This window comes from Fischerella muscicola PCC 7414 (assembly GCF_000317205.1).
Lineage (GTDB): Bacteria > Cyanobacteriota > Cyanobacteriia > Cyanobacteriales > Nostocaceae > Fischerella > Fischerella muscicola.
Window position 1 is genome coordinate 1 of the sequence record NZ_AJLK01000094.1, and the last position, 15,817, is coordinate 15,817.

Consider the following 15,817-nt stretch of genomic DNA (forward strand, 5'->3'; position numbering starts at 1 on the left):
TCCCCATTGCCCCTAATCCCCACCAGGGACCGGTGATGTTCCCCATTGCCCCCCAACCCCACAAAGTGGGGACCCCTAGCCCCCCATCTCCCCTAATCCCCACGACCGACAGGGAGTGGGGGCCGGTGAGTTCCCCATCTCCCTACCTCCCCACTCCTCCCTCGCCTATGGATGAACTAGAAACTTTATATTCAAGTGTAAACCCTGATATTAATTTGACAAAGCAAGTACAAAAGCTACATCGGCTCACGGTATATGGTAGATGGCTGTTTGTTGGTTTACTCTGGCTTACTGTTGCGCCTTGGAGCTTGTGGAGTCTACGTGAAGAGATTGCTTTGTGGAGACAATATTTTACTTGGGTTGCTGTCAGATATGGGCTTTATTTCCATCCATTTGCTACCCTTGGTTTAGCTTTTTGCATCGGCATGACGGTTGCTGTTTTGGTTTGGCAAAGTCGTAATATCCTATTTGGGCTACCGCAGCAAGATAAGGAACGTCTCGAAAAACAGGTATTTCGGATACGCCAACAAGGACCGAGTCATCCCCTGTGGAAGTGGATTTGTCAGTAAATCTTGAATTATTAATTACAAAGATAGTTGCGATATGTTCATAAAGGCTGTATCTTTTGCACAGCGAAACTCAGCAAAGGTACTGCCTAAATTGGTGCGATGATGAATTCTTCTCAAATTCAATTTAGCGATCGCAAATCAAAAATAGACCTTTACCAACTCCAACAGCTGTTAAATATTTCAGCTTTCTGGGCAAAAGGACGGAGTATCGAAGATTTAGGAGTAGCCATTGCCAACAGCGACCCTGTGATTAGCATTTGGGATGGGCAACAACTTATTGGCTTTGCTAGGGCAACTTCCGACTGTATTTATCGTGCCACAATTTGGGACGTTGTGATTCACCCAGACTATCGTGGTAAGGGATTGGGTAGTAAATTAGTGGAAACTGTTCTGAGTCATCCTCGCCTACAACGGGTAGAACGTGTCTACTTAATGACTACTAGCCAGCAGCTGTTCTATGAAAAAATTGGCTTCCAAAAAAATTCCACCACTACAATGGTGCTTTACAGTGATCAGATATCAGTGATCAGTGATCAGAATTGTTTGATAACTGATCACTGATCACTGTTAACTAATAGATCGGGGAATAGTGATTTGCAACCTAGTCATCTCTTCCGCCTGTTCTGTTTTTACAGGAGGAACAATTTCTAATTTGCCCCCCATCACTTCTAGTAGAGTTTGATTAAGCAAGAACTTCATTCCTGGATCAAAAGTAATATTATCTTCCTCAGTTTCAGCAAGTTTATTGGTAGATGAAATTAAATCTATTGGTTCAGACTGTAAAACAGTTTGTTTCGGCACATCTAGCCAAACGTAAACGAATTTATCTTTAGGTGAGGCTTGGGTTGATATATAAATACCGCCTTCCTCCATCTGAGCGATCGCGGTTTCAATTAAATTGATTAATACTTGTTTGAACCAACGAGAATCTACTACCACTTTCAATTCTGATTCTGGCAGTAAGACTTTGAAAGGGAAATTGCGATTTTCTGCCAGCATGTAAGTTAAATCATAAACTTCCTGCAACAAATCTTTGAGTGATCGCGGTTGCAAGTCTAGTTTATTTGTACCATGTTCTAATCTGGCAACAGTAAGAATTTCATCAATTAATTTCAGTAGCTTGAGTGTCCGGTCGTGAGCTTGTTTGATAAATTCTCGCTCTTCTTCTGGGTTTTCACACAAATTTGCCAAAATTAGCTGTTGTAAACCAATTAAACCATTGATTGGCGATCGCAAGACGTGGGTAGTTCGTGCTAAATACCCGGCTTTAAACTGGCTCATTTCGCGCGCCATTTCGTATGCCAATTGCGTTTGTTTTATCTGTTGTTGGAGTTTCACCACATCCTGTTGTTCTGTTGGTAGTACTGGGGATGAACTAGATGGCCTATTTTTACGTGCCAATAATCCACTAAAACCCAATCCTAATAATAGTCCTGCTCCTAGATATGCCCAGTTACTCCAATCCATACATTTGGCAAATATAAACATTATTAGTGATCAGTGATCAGTTACTAGTTATCAGTGAACAAGCTTGATAACTATTCACAGACAACTGATAACTGATTTAATTCAGCTTAACTCCTCCTTGCCGTAAAATCTGCCAATTCATCCCAGTCCATTTGGCAACAGTAGAGGGTATTCCATTTCCCGGTATTTTACTTTCGTATTCTGTGCTAGCCAATACCAGAACTTCAGGAAACTGAGCTGTTATTTCTGCCATTGTTTGTAAAGGTGGTTGACCTGACAAATTAGCACTAGTGGTGGCAAGGGGCCCTGTTTGCGCTAAAATCTTTCGAGCGATCGCACAATTAGGAACTCGAATACCAATGGTCGTTGGATCTATAGGATTCATCGCTATTGGTACTCGTGCAGAGGCTGGCAAAACTAAAGTCAGCGCCCCTGGCCAATATTTATCAGCAACTTCTTGCCAAATTTGATACTCTTGGTCACTACCCTTAACAAAAGCCCAGAGTGCTTCTGGATTAGCTGCCATTAAAATTAATGGTTTATCTTGAGCGCGTTGTTTAGCTTGAAAAATCAAGGTGGCCTGCTCTGGTAAACTTGCCAAAGCGGGAACTGTGTCTGTGGGGAAACTGATTAATTTACCCGAGAGTGCGCCAGCTACGAGCGTATCGAAGGAAACTTGTGTCATTTTAAAATTATGAATTATAAAATCTAAATTATGAATTAATTTAAGAAATCAAAGCTTATTATTCATAATCTTTGGGCAAAAGCAAAGCGTTCTATACCAGCTAAATCAGTATAAATTTCAATATTGCAGTAGCTGCCTTGATTTTGTAACATCTCTCGCACAGTATCCGCCTGTCCTGCCATCATCTCTACAAGCCACATCCCACCTGGTTTTAAATAAGTCGGGGAAGTTTCGATCAAATAACGAATACAGTCTAGACCGTCGTCACCACCATCAAGTGCCAAATGTGGCTCATGGTTGACAACTTCTGGTTGTAGGGTTGACATAATACTGGTAGGAATATAAGGCGGGTTTGACACCATACCACTGAATTGTCCTTTGAAAGACTCCAGGGGTTCCCACCAATAGCCTTGATAAAATTTGATGCGATCGCTCAGCTTGGCATTTTGGGCATTAATTTGAGCGATCGCAATTGCTGCGCTTGAATAATCAACCGCATGAATTCTAGCCTCTGGTAAGGCATCTGCCAGTGCAATGGCGATTGATCCACTACCAGTTCCTAAATCTGCCCACTGTCCTTGTTGTAGGCGCAGTTTGTCCTTACTCTTGGCAACTGCTGCTACTGCAATATCAATCAACAACTCTGTTTCTGGTCTGGGAATTAAAACCCCAGGAGAAACTGTGATTTTAAACTTTCGCCAAGGTGTAACTCCTGCAATGTACTGTACTGGCAGGCGTTCCTTTAATCGTTTTTGCCATAGCAAATCTAATTCTGCTAAAGGCAGTGGCAACTGGATTTGTGGCCAGTCTTTAAACGATTCCAAACGTAGGGCCAAACGATCTAATCCAGCTATTTCTTGTAATAGCCAGTCTACCTCAGCAGGTGATACATCAGCAGCGATCGCTCCATAGATCGCTGCTTGACGCCATTGCCAGAGTTGCAAACCAGAAATTTCTTTGGGTTGTTGATCCGCCATAATTAACACTTATAAGTTAGCAGTTATCAGTTATCAGCTAATTTCAATGACTCAAATCGTTGAAGAGCGAATAAGGAATCCCACACATGAAATAAATGTGTGGGGAGATATCAAATTGATAACTGATAACTGTTCACTGATAACAGATAGCGCTAGTTATTTTTTCGGTTGAGTGGGTGGTGTGACAGCATTATTAGGCTTGAGATTTGGTGTCGCAGCTGTGCTAGGTGCATTAGTCCTTGGCTGCTTGCTGATGTATTCTAAGCTCTCTGAAGACGGTACTAGAGTAACTTGCTTCAACCACTCATCGTTTTTTTGCTGCAACGTTTGGATGACACCTTCAATATCAACTACCTGAATTTCGGCTTTCGGAATATCTTTCTTGACCTGGTTCAACAAACCTTGGGCGTCTTTTTGACTCAAAAACAAAGGCACAATTTCTTGATTGTTAGACTTCCGTTTGACTGAAACGTAGCCCTTGTCTGCCGATTGAACAATAAACACGGGTACAATTAAGCCTTTGACCTCTTGACCTTTTTGGCGTAGTAGTGTGACTGCTCCTTGAAGATCTTGCTGTCCGGGTTGAAGGGCAAACAAGACGCGGTCTGGTTTATTCCTATCTTCTCGGAGCTTTTGATAAACGACTCCCATTGGCACAGGTTTGACTTGCAGGGTTTTCACCATTTCTACAAGTTTCGGGTCTTTTTGTTTCCGCAGTTGCTCTAAAAAGGCCTGCGCTTCTTGTCCGTTCATAAAAACATCTGCCACCGTAGTACTTTTTTGTCCGTTTTGGGCAGGAGGCAGAGTACGAGTTAGGGGTACACCTTGAAGGTTAGTGATGAGAAAAACCGGTACTTCATTCAGTTTTTCTGCTATTTGTTGTTCGGGTAATGCTAGTACTGGGGCATTTCCGCTAAAAACTGTTGCCAGCAGAGTACTCCCCACTAAACCTAATGTTGTACCCCAGCGAACCAATGATTTCATGACTTCTCCTAGCATCAATATTTTTTATCAAGTCAAATGAATTGTTATAGTCGCACAGAACCGACTAGTATCTGTTTTGCCAGTGGACTGTGCTGTTGTTTGTTCGTCAATTTCGCCTAGAGATTGACAGCAAAGTAACGTAGATAGATGCCTGCTATTATGTTGCTTTCAGACTGTGAAAACTCTCCCGCTTGTGAAGGCGACAAATGCCATTTTATTGCCTTTACTATGCCATAGTTGACGCCATATGCTAGTCATTCGTTCCATCTACCCCATAACATGATTGCTTTAATCTACACATATCCTTCAATAAATTGAATTTGTCTTTTATACCTCAAAGCTAAGCTGACAGCAAAATTACAAAGTTTTATTTTTCCGCAATAATCAGTAATTAAAGTGCAAATATAATTACCAAAACTTTATGTAAATATCTAAGATTAAAATATAGTCAATTTTTATTTATTTCTGAGAAAATGAAAAGCTCTATATAATTTAGCTGAAACCGACAGAAGCCCCACGACTCACCCGAAGGGGAGCGTGGGGACGGCGGCTGGAGTGTCGGACGCAGGTTCCGACACCGCCGCCTCATGAATGCGTCGGAGTTGACGACAGTCCTTCTCCCTATTCTCCCGCAGGGAGAATAGGGAGAAGGACAGGTCGGAAACGAACAAGTCTTATGTTATGATGTTTTAATACAAGGCAGAAATGATAGGTAAGATTTATCTTGAAGTTGATAGATTTTTCCCTAGTTCAAAAACCTGTCATGTATGCCTTAATCAAGTTGGTAGTTTGCCGCTAGATGTAAGATTCTGGACTTGCGAAAACTGCCATACAAAGCATGATCGGGATGTAAATGCAGCTATTAACCTCACAGATGAGGGTCTACGAATTTTGACCTCTGGAACAGGGGATAAAGCCTGTCGCCCAGATGTAAGTCGGAGTAATAGAGGACGCAAGAAATCTACTACTGCGCTTTCTGTTGGACAGGAAGCCGGAGAGTGTACACGAAGTGTCACGCTCTGGTAGTTCACCTCAGGTTAAAGCAATAATTATTGAACCAACTGAAGTTGGAAGTGATAGATGACAGATAGGTTGTAAACTGCGATCGCACTATCTAGTTGGTATGACTATCAATCTGAATCAATTATTACTATAAATTTACGTGTTTTTAAATTGTGACAAGAATCGCTGTCTCAGTGCTTGCGCGTCTACACACCCATTTTCAAGATAGGTCTAAGCACTTGAGTGTATGCTCCGTGGCAGCAAGTCCTAGACTAAAAAAACCCTAGACCACATTAAACGATCTAGGGTTACATAACTGAATTTTTCAAGTCGGGATGACAGGATTTGAACCTGCGGCATCCTGCTCCCAAAGCAGGCGCGCTACCAAGCTGCGCTACATCCCGTTGACCTTAATATCTTATCACAGTTGAGAGCGTTTACATAAAAAATAGATAAGATTTTAGATTTTTTCTTATGAATATGCGTATTTACGTTTACGTAAACAAAGACTAACTTACAACAAAGGCGTTTATATGTCAAGAAATAGTGGTGTAGGGGGATAAGAGTATAGGGGTGTAGGGGAAACAAAGCAGCTAGGTTAGAGATTTAAGTGTTTTTATCACCTACACAGCTATAACCATATCTTCTAGTAAGAATATATATGTTTATTAATTGAGCTAATTAAATAGATTTGCTGATTACTGAGGATACCAGAACATACCTTTAATACCTTCTGGATCGGACATAAAACCCAAGCTTCGGTAGAAGTCTACAACATGGGGATCAGCAAAAAGTGTCACATTACTGATTTCTTCACTCCTCAGTTTTTTGAGAACGTATTTCATCAATGCTTTACCCAGCCCTTTACCTTGAAAGTCTGGATGAACTACCACATCCCAAATCGTGGCATTAAAAGCATGATCTGAGGTAGCACGGGCAAAACCAATGAGTCGCCTTTTATTACCTCGCACTTGCCACATTGAAGCAACGAGAAAACTATGCTCAATAGCTTTTTTAACTTTTCTTAAAGGGCGACGCGACCAGCCAACCGCATCACATAGTTCTTCAAGTTCATATAAATCAATATCTCTTTCGGTACTAAAAACAATGCGAGCCTCCTGGGTAGAAGCTTCGGTGACGCCACTGGAGTTACCAGCGCTGTCCACTGTATGCTCTTCAAAGGAAGTAGTTTTATTTGTTGCGATCGGTTCAGAAGCACTAAACCAAGTTTTCCAAAAACCCATGCCAGCGTGGTTCGGGTAGTATAACTGAATTGGTTTCTAATGAAAGAGTGTTTATTAACGCTTATCTGAGCCAGTTATGTCTAGGTATCTCTCACATCCGTGTTTTTTGGGGTTGTCGAGAGTTCCAATGACAGTTCTCAGTAATCGTTTATTTCACATCAATCATTTTCAACTTTAGCATTTTGTAGTAAGGCTAGGAAAAATTAACCAAAAGGACAACAACTTAAAACTAAATAGCACACAAAAAATATGAAAGCTTTAGATGTGATCACAGCAAGCAAGGCTTACCTCCAACAATGGCTTCTGGTTTAAAATCTTCAACACTGGAACTCCTAAAGCGCTTTAATCGCGCATTTCCTCAGTTTTATGAGCAATTTGTCAGCAGTGAAATTCAACTGCAAAATTTACGCTTGGCCTACCGCCTCTATAAAAGCAGGCGCGCAGTTATTGAACTGAAGTCGGAAGGTAGCAAAAGTGCTTTGCATTTTGCTTACCGTAACCAATCGTTTCTGCTCAGCGATATATTTGGTGTACTAGCGGCTTATGGGCTAACGATTCACGGTTTAAGTTTATATGGTCAGATCCGACCACCGATGTTGGTATTTATCAAACTACTGGTTTCCCGTGGTAGTAAAGCCTTGAGCGAGAAAACTTCCGGAAATGTCTGTCGCGCTATTCGAGAAGCTTTAGCCGGGCGGTTTGAAGTAGAAGAAATGCTGGCAGTAGAATTCAATCTTGATGCTGGTCTAGAGCAAGTACAAACTGAATTTTATGTCGATCCAGTCTTTCATCTTCCTGCTTTAGTCATAGAGGCTGATAACCAACCGGGATTATTTTATAAAGTGATGTATGCCATTTGGCAGGAAGACCTTTTGGTAGTAAATGCCAACTTGCTAGTATGGCGTGGCCGTACACGCTTGATTCTCTATTTGCTAGGGCCAAATGAAAGTCTAATTCCAGAATACTTAGGTCACAAAATTGCTGAAGGGGTGCGACAGAGGTTGTTGGGCAAATGAAAAATTATGATTGGTCATTGATCATTTGTCCTAGTTTTTTGAGTTTTGAGTTTTGAGTTTTGACTCAGTCGTACCCACTGTTCGGAGTACGATAGAAGTATGGCTACCATCGAAATCTTGGGCGTTCCACACGCATACGAACTAACAGCTCCCACGTCCTATCCCCATACTTTGGTATTTGTTCACGGTTGGCTCAATAGTCGTGGCTATTGGCAACCTGTGATTTCTCGCTTGTCCGGTGATTTTCAGTGTCTGTCTTATGATTTAAGGGGTTTTGGCCAATCCCAGTCCAATAAATATACTGATTTTATTCATCAGGGAGTTTCTTTTGACCTGAGTTCTGTCCATCGCAGTGACTTTGCCAATCCATTTGAGTCTCTTTACACACCCGCTGCCTATGCAAAGGATTTAACTGCTCTGTTGGAACAGCTAAATATTACCAGTGCCTGGCTTGTTGGTCATTCCTTAGGAGGTACGATCGCTCTGTGGGGAACAGCTCAGAAGCCTGAACGCATTCGGGGAGTCATCTGTATTAACTCTGGTGGCGGTATTTATCTCAAAGAAGCCTTTGAGCAGTTTCGCCTAGCAGGTCAACGGTTTTTACAAATTCGTCCGCGATGGCTTAGTCAAGTACCTTTAATTGATTTGCTATTTAGTAGAGCGAGTGTGGTGCGTCCCCTAGAACGCTACTGGGCACGTCAGCGGATCATTGATTTCATTAGCGCTGATCCAGAAGCAGCTTTAGGAACATTGCTAGATTCCACAACTGAGGATGAAATCAACCGTTTACCCCAGTTAGTAGCGCAACTGAAACAGCCAATTTATTTCATTGCAGGCGCTCAAGATAAGGTCATGGAACCTAAGTATGTCCGTCATTTAGCTAGTTTTCATCCGTTGTTCCAATACAGTGGTAACAATGTGATCGAAATTCCTGGCTGTGGGCATCTAGCCATGTTAGAGCAACCAGACGCGGTCGCTGATCATATCCGCTCAATTGTTTTCAAACACTCGGAAATAAAGGTTAGAGACTAAGGACATGGGATCGGGGGACAAGGGGGAGAATAAACATCAATTCCCAATTCCCAATTCCCAATTTCCGATCCCCGATCCCCTATCCCCTATACAACTCCATCACCTGCGTCAATCCGAGGCGAGACTGAACGCCGAGAGTTAAAGGTGAGGTATGACCCCGACTTAAATGGTCAGAGGCGGCACAACCAATCATTGCGGCGTTGTCAGTGCAATATTTGAGGGGAGGAAACAAAACCTTAAGGTTATGCTCTGTGGCTGCGGCTTGTAAGTGTTTTCTTAAACCACTGTTAGCTGCGACACCACCACCCACAGCAATTGTATGTAGACCATAGTTGATCGCACAAGCTATTGCTCTTTTTGTGAGCGATCGCGCGACGGTATCTTGAAAACTAGCTGCAACATCTGCCACAGGTACTTGTTGCTCCTGTTTCTCAAATTGCTGCACCAGACGTAGCACAGCTGTTTTTAAGCCACTAAAACTCGCATCGTAGGGATGATACCCACCATTTGGTAAGGAAACTTTCCCTTCTGGCAGGCTAAAGGCTTGAGAATTTCCTTGTTGGGCTAACTTATCTATGATTGGCCCCCCAGGATATCCTAACTGTAAGAGGCGGGCAACTTTATCAAAGGCTTCACCAGCAGCATCATCACGAGTTTCGCCCAGAGTTTCGTATACACCACAATCTTTGACGTAGATCAAGCTTGTATGTCCACCGGAAACTAGTAAGCTTAAAAAAGGAGGCTTGAGGCTGGGTTCGCTGAGGTAATTAGCGTAAATGTGACCTTCTAGGTGATGAACACCCAAAAATGGTTTGTTGTGTACCATTGCCAGGGTTTTGGCGGCAGTTAACCCAACTAGTAGCGCTCCCACCAGCCCAGGCGTGCAGGTGGCGGCGATACCATCTATCCCTTGCCAATCTAGCTGGGCTTGTTCCAAAGCTTGAGCGATCGCTATATTAATGATCTCTAAGTGCTGTCTAGACGCCACTTCCGGCACTACACCGCCATATTGGCTGTGGACAGGAATTTGCGACGTAACAATATTACTTATTACTTGACGATTGTTAACAATTGCTACAGCAGTTTCATCACAGCTGGTTTCTATCGCTAAAACGCTTGCCATCACTGGGTTATGCTTAATAAAGACTAGTTTGAGAAACTTTAACTTTTATTTACTTCAACTTTACTCGGTTCACAGGCAAGAGTATGATTGCCATAGACTCAAAACCCACTAAAATAACAGGAAAAATAAGAAATTTTGTCAGATTAATACCTGTCAAAAGCCTTGTTTATCCTGCTTTGATTGTGGATTGAAACCCCACAATTTCACAAAAGACCAGATAAGAAATATTAAATTTCTACTGGTCATCAAAAGTGAACATGCTTCTACATTAAAGTAGTCGAAAACGGATCACATCCTTTTTCGACAAAGGCTGTTTTAGTTCAGCCATTGGGTGTTATACCCAGAAACATAAAATAAAGGTAATCTTAGTATTCACCTTTATTCTATGAAACTATACTGACGTGATAGTTGTGCAAATCAAAATTGTACAAGCCGCTTCGTTTTGTACAATATAAAATTTTGTTTCGTAATGAAAGGAAACAATTCCATGCGACGCTTGTTTGCTTTGATTTTAGCGATTTGTCTTTGGTTTAACTTTGCTCCTGCCGCTAATGCGCTAGGAGCTGATCTTGTACCTTGTAGTGAATCTCCTGCCTTTGCTCAGCGCGCCCAAGTTGCTCGCAACACCACCGCTGATCCCCAGTCTGGGCAAAAGCGATTTGAGCGTTATTCTCAGGCATATTGTGGCCCCGAGGGTTTACCTCACTTGATAGTTGATGGTCGTTTAGATCGCGCTGGTGACTTTTTAATTCCCAGCATCCTCTTTTTGTATATTGCTGGTTGGATTGGCTGGGTTGGTCGTGCTTACCTGCAAACAATCAAAAAGCAAGGAGGCGACGTAGAACAGAAGGAAATTCAAATCGATGTTCCCTTGGCACTGCCAATCATGCTATCCGGCTTTGCTTGGCCAGCAGCAGCAATCAAAGAATTGCTTTCTGGTGAATTGACAGCCAAGGATGAAGAAATTCCCATTTCACCACGCTAGTATTGCTTGATTCATTGACTACTTCGGAGATTAATTCATGGATAATCAAAGCCCTTTCTTTAAGTTTCTTAGTACAGCACCTGTAATCACTACGATATGGCTGTTCATTACAGCAGGCATTTTGATTGAATTTAACCGCTTTTTCCCCGATCTACTTTTCCACCCGTTGCCATAAAAAATAACGGGTTTTAGTTTTTGAAGGGTTTGGTTAGTGGGGGCGAAGCATTTGTATTATTTATATTTCTCGCCAAAGCGAAAATTTTATTGTACAGATGCTTCGCCCATATAGTGGTTAACTTCAGTAAATCATAAATAACTACTTACCACTATAGTCATCCTAAATCATTCATGAAACTCTCTTTTCTCTTTCTCTGCTACCTCTGTTGCCTCTGTGGTTCGTTAATTAAAAGTCTTTTCACAAATTAAATAAGACTGCTACAGGATTATTAAAACTTTTTTATGTTGGTAACAACATGATTTTTTGTGATATCAAAAATTAAAAATACTGTTAACTTCTTTGTGTTCTTTGTGTTCTTTGCGTCCTTTGTGGTTGATGAATATAAATCTTTAAAAGAAAGCTCAAAGCTCAACAATCGAGTATTTTTAGGTAGTAAGAGAGTAAATTAATTTTTCTAAACTTTAGTTTTCAAAAATCACATCTAAAGACAATTATTATTAATATAAAATATTGCCACCTTACTGTTGAGAGGCGAAATTAAAATATGGCGCAAGCAGTAGATGCATCCAAAAATCTTCCTAGCGATCCTAGAAATCGGGAAGTAGTTTTTCCAGCAAAACGTGATCCGCAAATTGGCAACCTAGAAACCCCAATTAATTCTTCTGCCTTAACCAAGTGGTTCATTAACAACTTGCCTGCCTATCGTCCAGGTATTACTCCTTTTAGAAGAGGACTGGAAGTTGGCATGGCTCATGGTTACTGGATTTTTGGCCCCTTTGCCAAATTAGGTCCCCTGCGGAATACTGTGAATGCTGACTTAGCTGGTTTGTTATCAACTATTGGCTTACTCGTGATTTTGACTATTGCTCTATCTTTGTACGCAAATAGTAATCCTCCCGAACCAGTTGCGAGTGTAACTGCACCTCATCCTTCTGATGCTTTCCACACAAAAGAAGGTTGGAGTAACTTCGGCAGTGCTTTCTTGATTGGTGGTATTGGTGGTGCTGTTACAGCCTACTTCTTAACTGTCAATATCGGATTGATTCAAGGTTTCTTTGGTTAATATAGGTGTTTGTTGTTTGTTGGTGGTTGTTGGTTGGTGGTCAATAGAAACAAACAACTAACAACTATCAACAGATAACAAAATACAAAGGACACAAACAAAAGGCTTAGTAAGTCTTGCTTTGTGTCCTTTGTCGCTTTTTTGGGCAAAGAATTGGGTTTTTTAAGGGTGGTGAACTATCCAAACAAAGTTGCTTCTATAGATTTGAGGGTTGTTTCAAAATCGTCATTAACGATTTGAATATCAAATTCATCAGCAGCATTGATCTCATCTTGGGCGCGGCGTAGACGACGAGCGATCGCTTCTTCCGAGTCTTGTCCGCGAGTACGTATCCGTTTTTCTAACTCGCTGAATGAAGGCGGCAAGATAAAAATACTGAGTGCTTCGGGGAAGGAACGGCGAATTTGTCTAGCTCCTTCTAACTCTATTTCCAGTAAAACCAATTTGCCAGAACAAATTTGGTTGATGACTGGTTCACGGGGAGTACCGTAATAGTTGCCAGCAAATTCTGCCCACTCTAGGAATTCACCAGCTGCCACCAATTGTTCAAATTTACTACGGCTAATAAAGTAATAATCTTTGCCGTCGATTTCTCCTGGACGAGGAGAACGAGTAGTTGCGGATACCGAATAATAAAGCTCTGGATGACGCGCCAGAAGCGATCGCATTAAAGTCCCTTTGCCGACACCACTAGGTCCGGTTAAGACAACTAGCTTGCCAGAAGATAGACAATCTTTGGTAGTAGCACCACTCTGGATGGATAAGACTTGCATCATCCGCTCAACCTGTGAATCAATTAATAGACATTATTTATTGGTAGTTGGTAATTGGTAATTGGTAATTGGTAAGAACACCTATTACCCATCCCCCTTGCCGCCAACTTTCTGTGACTAACAGAATTTTGTAGTATGAGTGACAGAAAATTTGTCTATTTCACATGTTACTGCCGATATGGCGCAAATAGGAGTAAGAATTTTCATCAACTCCTGATTTAGTTATCTACCGCCTGATGTTCACGGGAAACCACAAAACGATTTGCAACCGTTTCCGGTTGAATCGCCGAGAGGATAACATGGCTGGAATCGGTAATAATTACAGCCCTGGTGCGGCGACCGTAGGTTGCATCAATAAGTTGACCTCGATCACGTGCATCCGTAATGATTCGCTTAATAGGGGCAGATTCTGGACTGACAATGGCAACTACTCGGTTGGCGGACACAATATTGCCGAAACCGATGTTGATTAGCTGAATGTCCATAAAAAACTAACACCAAATGTGGTGTGAGAAGCCTAATTAGAACTATTTCCCATGTTATCCCCAAAAAATAGCAGTTACAACGCTTTATTTCACCCCAAGCGGTGTTTTTTAATAAGAAATGCTTTTTTAGCAATTTTTTATATCAAATAACTAAATATCTGCCTCAAGATATAGGCACAATTATCAAAATACAGGTATTAGCTGTATCTGTATCTAGGGATTAAAGGCTAGGTGTTAACAGTGCTACACAAAATTAAAAACTCAAACTCAAAAAAGCCTGTATTTTGGTTTGTTTAGCTGATTTTAGATAGTATCTTTATTTTCGCTGTCCCGTACTCAATATCAGAGATTGAAAAAGATAAATTTGTCTGTTTGATACAAGACTATCATGAATACAGTCACTAACAACAATTAATCAAACCAGATTTTGATAAACATTTATCCATCAGATTTGATCTCGTAAATTAAGCGTGAAATCTTCTGTTCCTTATCCTGTGACAATTTTAGTCTCTTAACTTCATTTTTGGGTAAGATAGCACGTTATTAAAATTTGTAATCAATATGAATCAGACATTGTAATTTCATACAATTTACTGTTACAGACAATCGAATCTGAATTGTTTTATACTGCATATTTTTGGTAATATAATTACGCTTGTTGTTGTAACTAGAAGTTGCAAACTATATCCATACACAAGCCAAAAATAAATATGCAGAAATCGCCTCAATCCAAGGTTTCATCTCAGCAAATCTCAGCACTAAGCTTCATTGCCAGATTCAATACTGCAACCGTAAGAATGACTATTCCATTTGTGCTGGCAGCTGCTTTGATGGCTAAGTACGTGACTACACAGTCTGCAAGAACATCTGCTGCACAACCATTAAATTCACTGAATGCTGCTGCATCAGGCGGTATTTTACTTGCTGCCAAATCGTCTACTCAAAAAACATTAAAATTACGTACAAATGTACCAGACTCTGTACTACTTCCTGCGACATCATCTACTCAAAAAAAATTAAAATTACGTACTACTCCGCCACCACGTCCTAGTTGGGCGATCACTAAAGGAATGCCTATTCCTTCTCGTCTTCCAGGAAAAGAAAATACAGAAGTTGCTTACAATCTTGACACACCTCCAGATTTTAAATATAGCCAAGAGTTGCAAAAAATTGTTAATGAAGTTGTGAGGCTAGCTGCTGCTAAAGGTCTGCCGAAAAAACCTTTATCAATTACATTGATAGATGCGAAAACAGGCGAGACAGCAGGATACCAGCAAGACGTACCTAGATATCCTGCTAGTGTAGTAAAGACCTTCTGGCTGACGGTTTTATATTCCCAAATCGAGAGTGGGATTTGGAAAAATGAAGAAGATTTTACTCCTTACATCGCCAAGATGATTAAGGAGTCTGATAATGAAGCTGCTAGCTACATTATTGATCAAATTACTGCTACACGTTCTCAACCCAGACTCAAGAGCGAAAAATTTAAGAGTTGGAAAAATAGACGTGAACAAGTAAACAGGTTTTTCCGGGAAGCTGGCTATAAACGGATTAATGTGAGTCAAAAAACATTTCCGCTTTATTACCTCAATCTTCCAGAACCTAGAGGTAGTGAGTCGCAAATGCTAAGTAGGCCAGCTTGGAATCCGAATCGGATTACAACCAGACAAGCAGCCAGACTCATGTACGAAATTTGTTACCTGAAAACAGCTGTTTCTCAAGAAGCTAGTCAAAAAATGTGCAACTGGCTAGAAAGGGATTTAAATCCGAAAGCTTGGCAAGATCCGGATTTGTATGCTTTCAATCCTGTAAGAGGTTTTTTAGGTCAGTCTTTATCTAAAAATAACGTTAGTTTTCATTCTAAGGCTGGTTGGACTTCTCGCTCCCGTGCAGAAATGGCCATGGTTTCCACAGGAGATGATAAAGCAACCTATATTTTAGCCATTTTTGGTCAAAGTCCTGCATACTCCAATAGCGTAGACATCTTTCCCCAAATTTCTCGTCTTGTCTACAAACGTATGGCTGCTCGTGATACTAAACCAGAATCTAAGCCTATAGCACTTTCCAATCTACCTGATGTGAATTAAAGTCTTGACCGAAGAAAGGCAGAGGGCACAGAGAGGGCAGTCCCGATGAAAAGATTTCACCACCAAGCATAAAAAACCTCACCCCCTACCCCTAATCCCCACTCCCCCAAGGGAGTGGAGGCCCCGAGATCCCCTCTCCTTACCAAG

17 protein-coding genes and 1 tRNA gene are annotated in these 15,817 nt (G+C 41.3%); 9 read left to right on the top strand and 9 right to left on the bottom strand.

Features of this window, described 5'->3' with window-relative positions; genetic code table 11:
- Positions 1 to 167: 167 nt before the first annotated feature.
- The gene (locus tag UYI_RS0114150; protein WP_026085949.1) at positions 168 to 569 is read left to right on the top strand and encodes a hypothetical protein; all 402 of its coding nucleotides are present in this window, start codon (positions 168 to 170) and stop codon (positions 567 to 569) included.
- Between the two features lie 102 nt (positions 570 to 671).
- A complete protein-coding gene (locus UYI_RS0114155; RefSeq protein WP_016867308.1) occupies positions 672 to 1,130 on the top strand; it encodes a GNAT family N-acetyltransferase in 459 nt (152 codons plus the stop codon).
- A 6-nt stretch (positions 1,131 to 1,136) separates the two neighbouring features.
- Here UYI_RS0114155 and UYI_RS0114160 read toward each other — a convergent pair whose 3' ends face one another.
- The 4 genes from UYI_RS0114160 to UYI_RS0114175 form a co-directional block, all read right to left on the bottom strand.
- Positions 1,137 to 2,036: a sensor histidine kinase gene (locus UYI_RS0114160; protein WP_016867309.1), complete on the bottom strand. Its 900-nt coding sequence runs from the start codon at positions 2,034 to 2,036 to the stop codon at positions 1,137 to 1,139.
- A 97-nt stretch (positions 2,037 to 2,133) separates the two neighbouring features.
- Positions 2,134 to 2,721, bottom strand: a complete 588-nt coding sequence (locus UYI_RS0114165; RefSeq protein ID WP_016867310.1) for an L-threonylcarbamoyladenylate synthase — start codon at positions 2,719 to 2,721, stop codon at positions 2,134 to 2,136.
- Positions 2,722 to 2,783: 62 nt separating this feature from the next.
- Positions 2,784 to 3,698 (bottom strand): peptide chain release factor N(5)-glutamine methyltransferase, encoded by a 915-nt coding sequence (gene prmC, locus UYI_RS0114170; protein WP_016867311.1) that lies wholly within the window; start codon positions 3,696 to 3,698, stop codon positions 2,784 to 2,786.
- 156 nt (positions 3,699 to 3,854) lie between these two features.
- Complete coding sequence (locus tag UYI_RS0114175) at positions 3,855 to 4,682, bottom strand: Tic22 family protein (RefSeq protein WP_016867312.1); 828 nt, start codon at positions 4,680 to 4,682, stop codon at positions 3,855 to 3,857.
- 705 nt (positions 4,683 to 5,387) lie between these two features.
- Between UYI_RS0114175 and UYI_RS0114180 the strand changes: the two genes are divergently transcribed.
- Positions 5,388 to 5,708, top strand: a complete 321-nt coding sequence (locus tag UYI_RS0114180) for a zinc ribbon domain-containing protein (RefSeq protein WP_016867313.1) — start codon at positions 5,388 to 5,390, stop codon at positions 5,706 to 5,708.
- A gap of 306 nt (positions 5,709 to 6,014) precedes the next feature.
- Here the strand turns inward: UYI_RS0114180 and UYI_RS0114185 are convergent.
- Both UYI_RS0114185 and UYI_RS0114190 read right to left on the bottom strand, forming a co-directional pair.
- Positions 6,015 to 6,088: transfer RNA gene (locus UYI_RS0114185), tRNA-Pro, on the bottom strand.
- 294 nt (positions 6,089 to 6,382) lie between these two features.
- Positions 6,383 to 6,928, bottom strand: a complete 546-nt coding sequence (locus UYI_RS0114190; RefSeq protein WP_016867314.1) for a GNAT family N-acetyltransferase — start codon at positions 6,926 to 6,928, stop codon at positions 6,383 to 6,385.
- Between the two features lie 296 nt (positions 6,929 to 7,224).
- Between UYI_RS0114190 and UYI_RS0114195 the strand changes: the two genes are divergently transcribed.
- Both UYI_RS0114195 and UYI_RS0114200 read left to right on the top strand, forming a co-directional pair.
- Positions 7,225 to 7,944 (top strand): hypothetical protein, encoded by a 720-nt coding sequence (locus tag UYI_RS0114195; RefSeq protein ID WP_016867315.1) that lies wholly within the window; start codon positions 7,225 to 7,227, stop codon positions 7,942 to 7,944.
- 99 nt (positions 7,945 to 8,043) lie between these two features.
- Positions 8,044 to 8,976: an alpha/beta fold hydrolase gene (locus UYI_RS0114200; RefSeq protein WP_016867316.1), complete on the top strand. Its 933-nt coding sequence runs from the start codon at positions 8,044 to 8,046 to the stop codon at positions 8,974 to 8,976.
- Positions 8,977 to 9,055: 79 nt separating this feature from the next.
- On the opposite strand, the gene tsaD is transcribed toward UYI_RS0114200, so the two are convergent.
- Complete coding sequence (tsaD, locus tag UYI_RS0114205; RefSeq protein ID WP_016867317.1) at positions 9,056 to 10,099, bottom strand: tRNA (adenosine(37)-N6)-threonylcarbamoyltransferase complex transferase subunit TsaD; 1,044 nt, start codon at positions 10,097 to 10,099, stop codon at positions 9,056 to 9,058.
- A 487-nt stretch (positions 10,100 to 10,586) separates the two neighbouring features.
- On the opposite strand from tsaD, the gene UYI_RS0114210 reads away from it, so the two are divergent.
- The 3 genes from UYI_RS0114210 to UYI_RS0114215 all read left to right on the top strand — a co-directional run bounded on the left by UYI_RS0114210 (position 10,587) and on the right by UYI_RS0114215 (position 12,325).
- Positions 10,587 to 11,084 carry a photosystem I reaction center subunit III gene (locus UYI_RS0114210; RefSeq protein ID WP_016867318.1) on the top strand — a complete coding sequence of 166 codons (498 nt, stop codon included), beginning with the start codon at positions 10,587 to 10,589 and terminating at the stop codon, positions 11,082 to 11,084.
- Positions 11,085 to 11,121: 37 nt separating this feature from the next.
- Positions 11,122 to 11,259 carry a photosystem I reaction center subunit IX gene (gene psaJ / locus UYI_RS34840; protein ID WP_009459082.1) on the top strand — a complete coding sequence of 46 codons (138 nt, stop codon included), beginning with the start codon at positions 11,122 to 11,124 and terminating at the stop codon, positions 11,257 to 11,259.
- A gap of 547 nt (positions 11,260 to 11,806) precedes the next feature.
- Positions 11,807 to 12,325, top strand: coding sequence for a photosystem I reaction center protein subunit XI (locus tag UYI_RS0114215; RefSeq protein ID WP_016867319.1), 519 nt, complete (start codon positions 11,807 to 11,809; stop codon positions 12,323 to 12,325).
- Between the two features lie 176 nt (positions 12,326 to 12,501).
- Here the strand turns inward: UYI_RS0114215 and gmk are convergent, their stop codons facing one another.
- Together gmk and remA are read right to left on the bottom strand one after the other, a co-directional pair.
- Positions 12,502 to 13,101, bottom strand: a complete 600-nt coding sequence (gene gmk, locus UYI_RS0114220) for a guanylate kinase (RefSeq protein ID WP_016867320.1) — start codon at positions 13,099 to 13,101, stop codon at positions 12,502 to 12,504.
- A gap of 215 nt (positions 13,102 to 13,316) precedes the next feature.
- Entirely contained in the window at positions 13,317 to 13,583 is a 267-nt protein-coding gene (remA, locus tag UYI_RS0114225) for an extracellular matrix/biofilm regulator RemA (RefSeq protein ID WP_009459091.1), read from the bottom strand.
- Positions 13,584 to 14,380: 797 nt separating this feature from the next.
- On the opposite strand from remA, the gene UYI_RS0114230 reads away from it, so the two are divergent.
- Positions 14,381 to 15,670, top strand: a complete 1,290-nt coding sequence (locus UYI_RS0114230) for a serine hydrolase (RefSeq protein WP_016867321.1) — start codon at positions 14,381 to 14,383, stop codon at positions 15,668 to 15,670.
- The last annotated feature ends 147 nt before the right edge of the window (positions 15,671 to 15,817 follow it).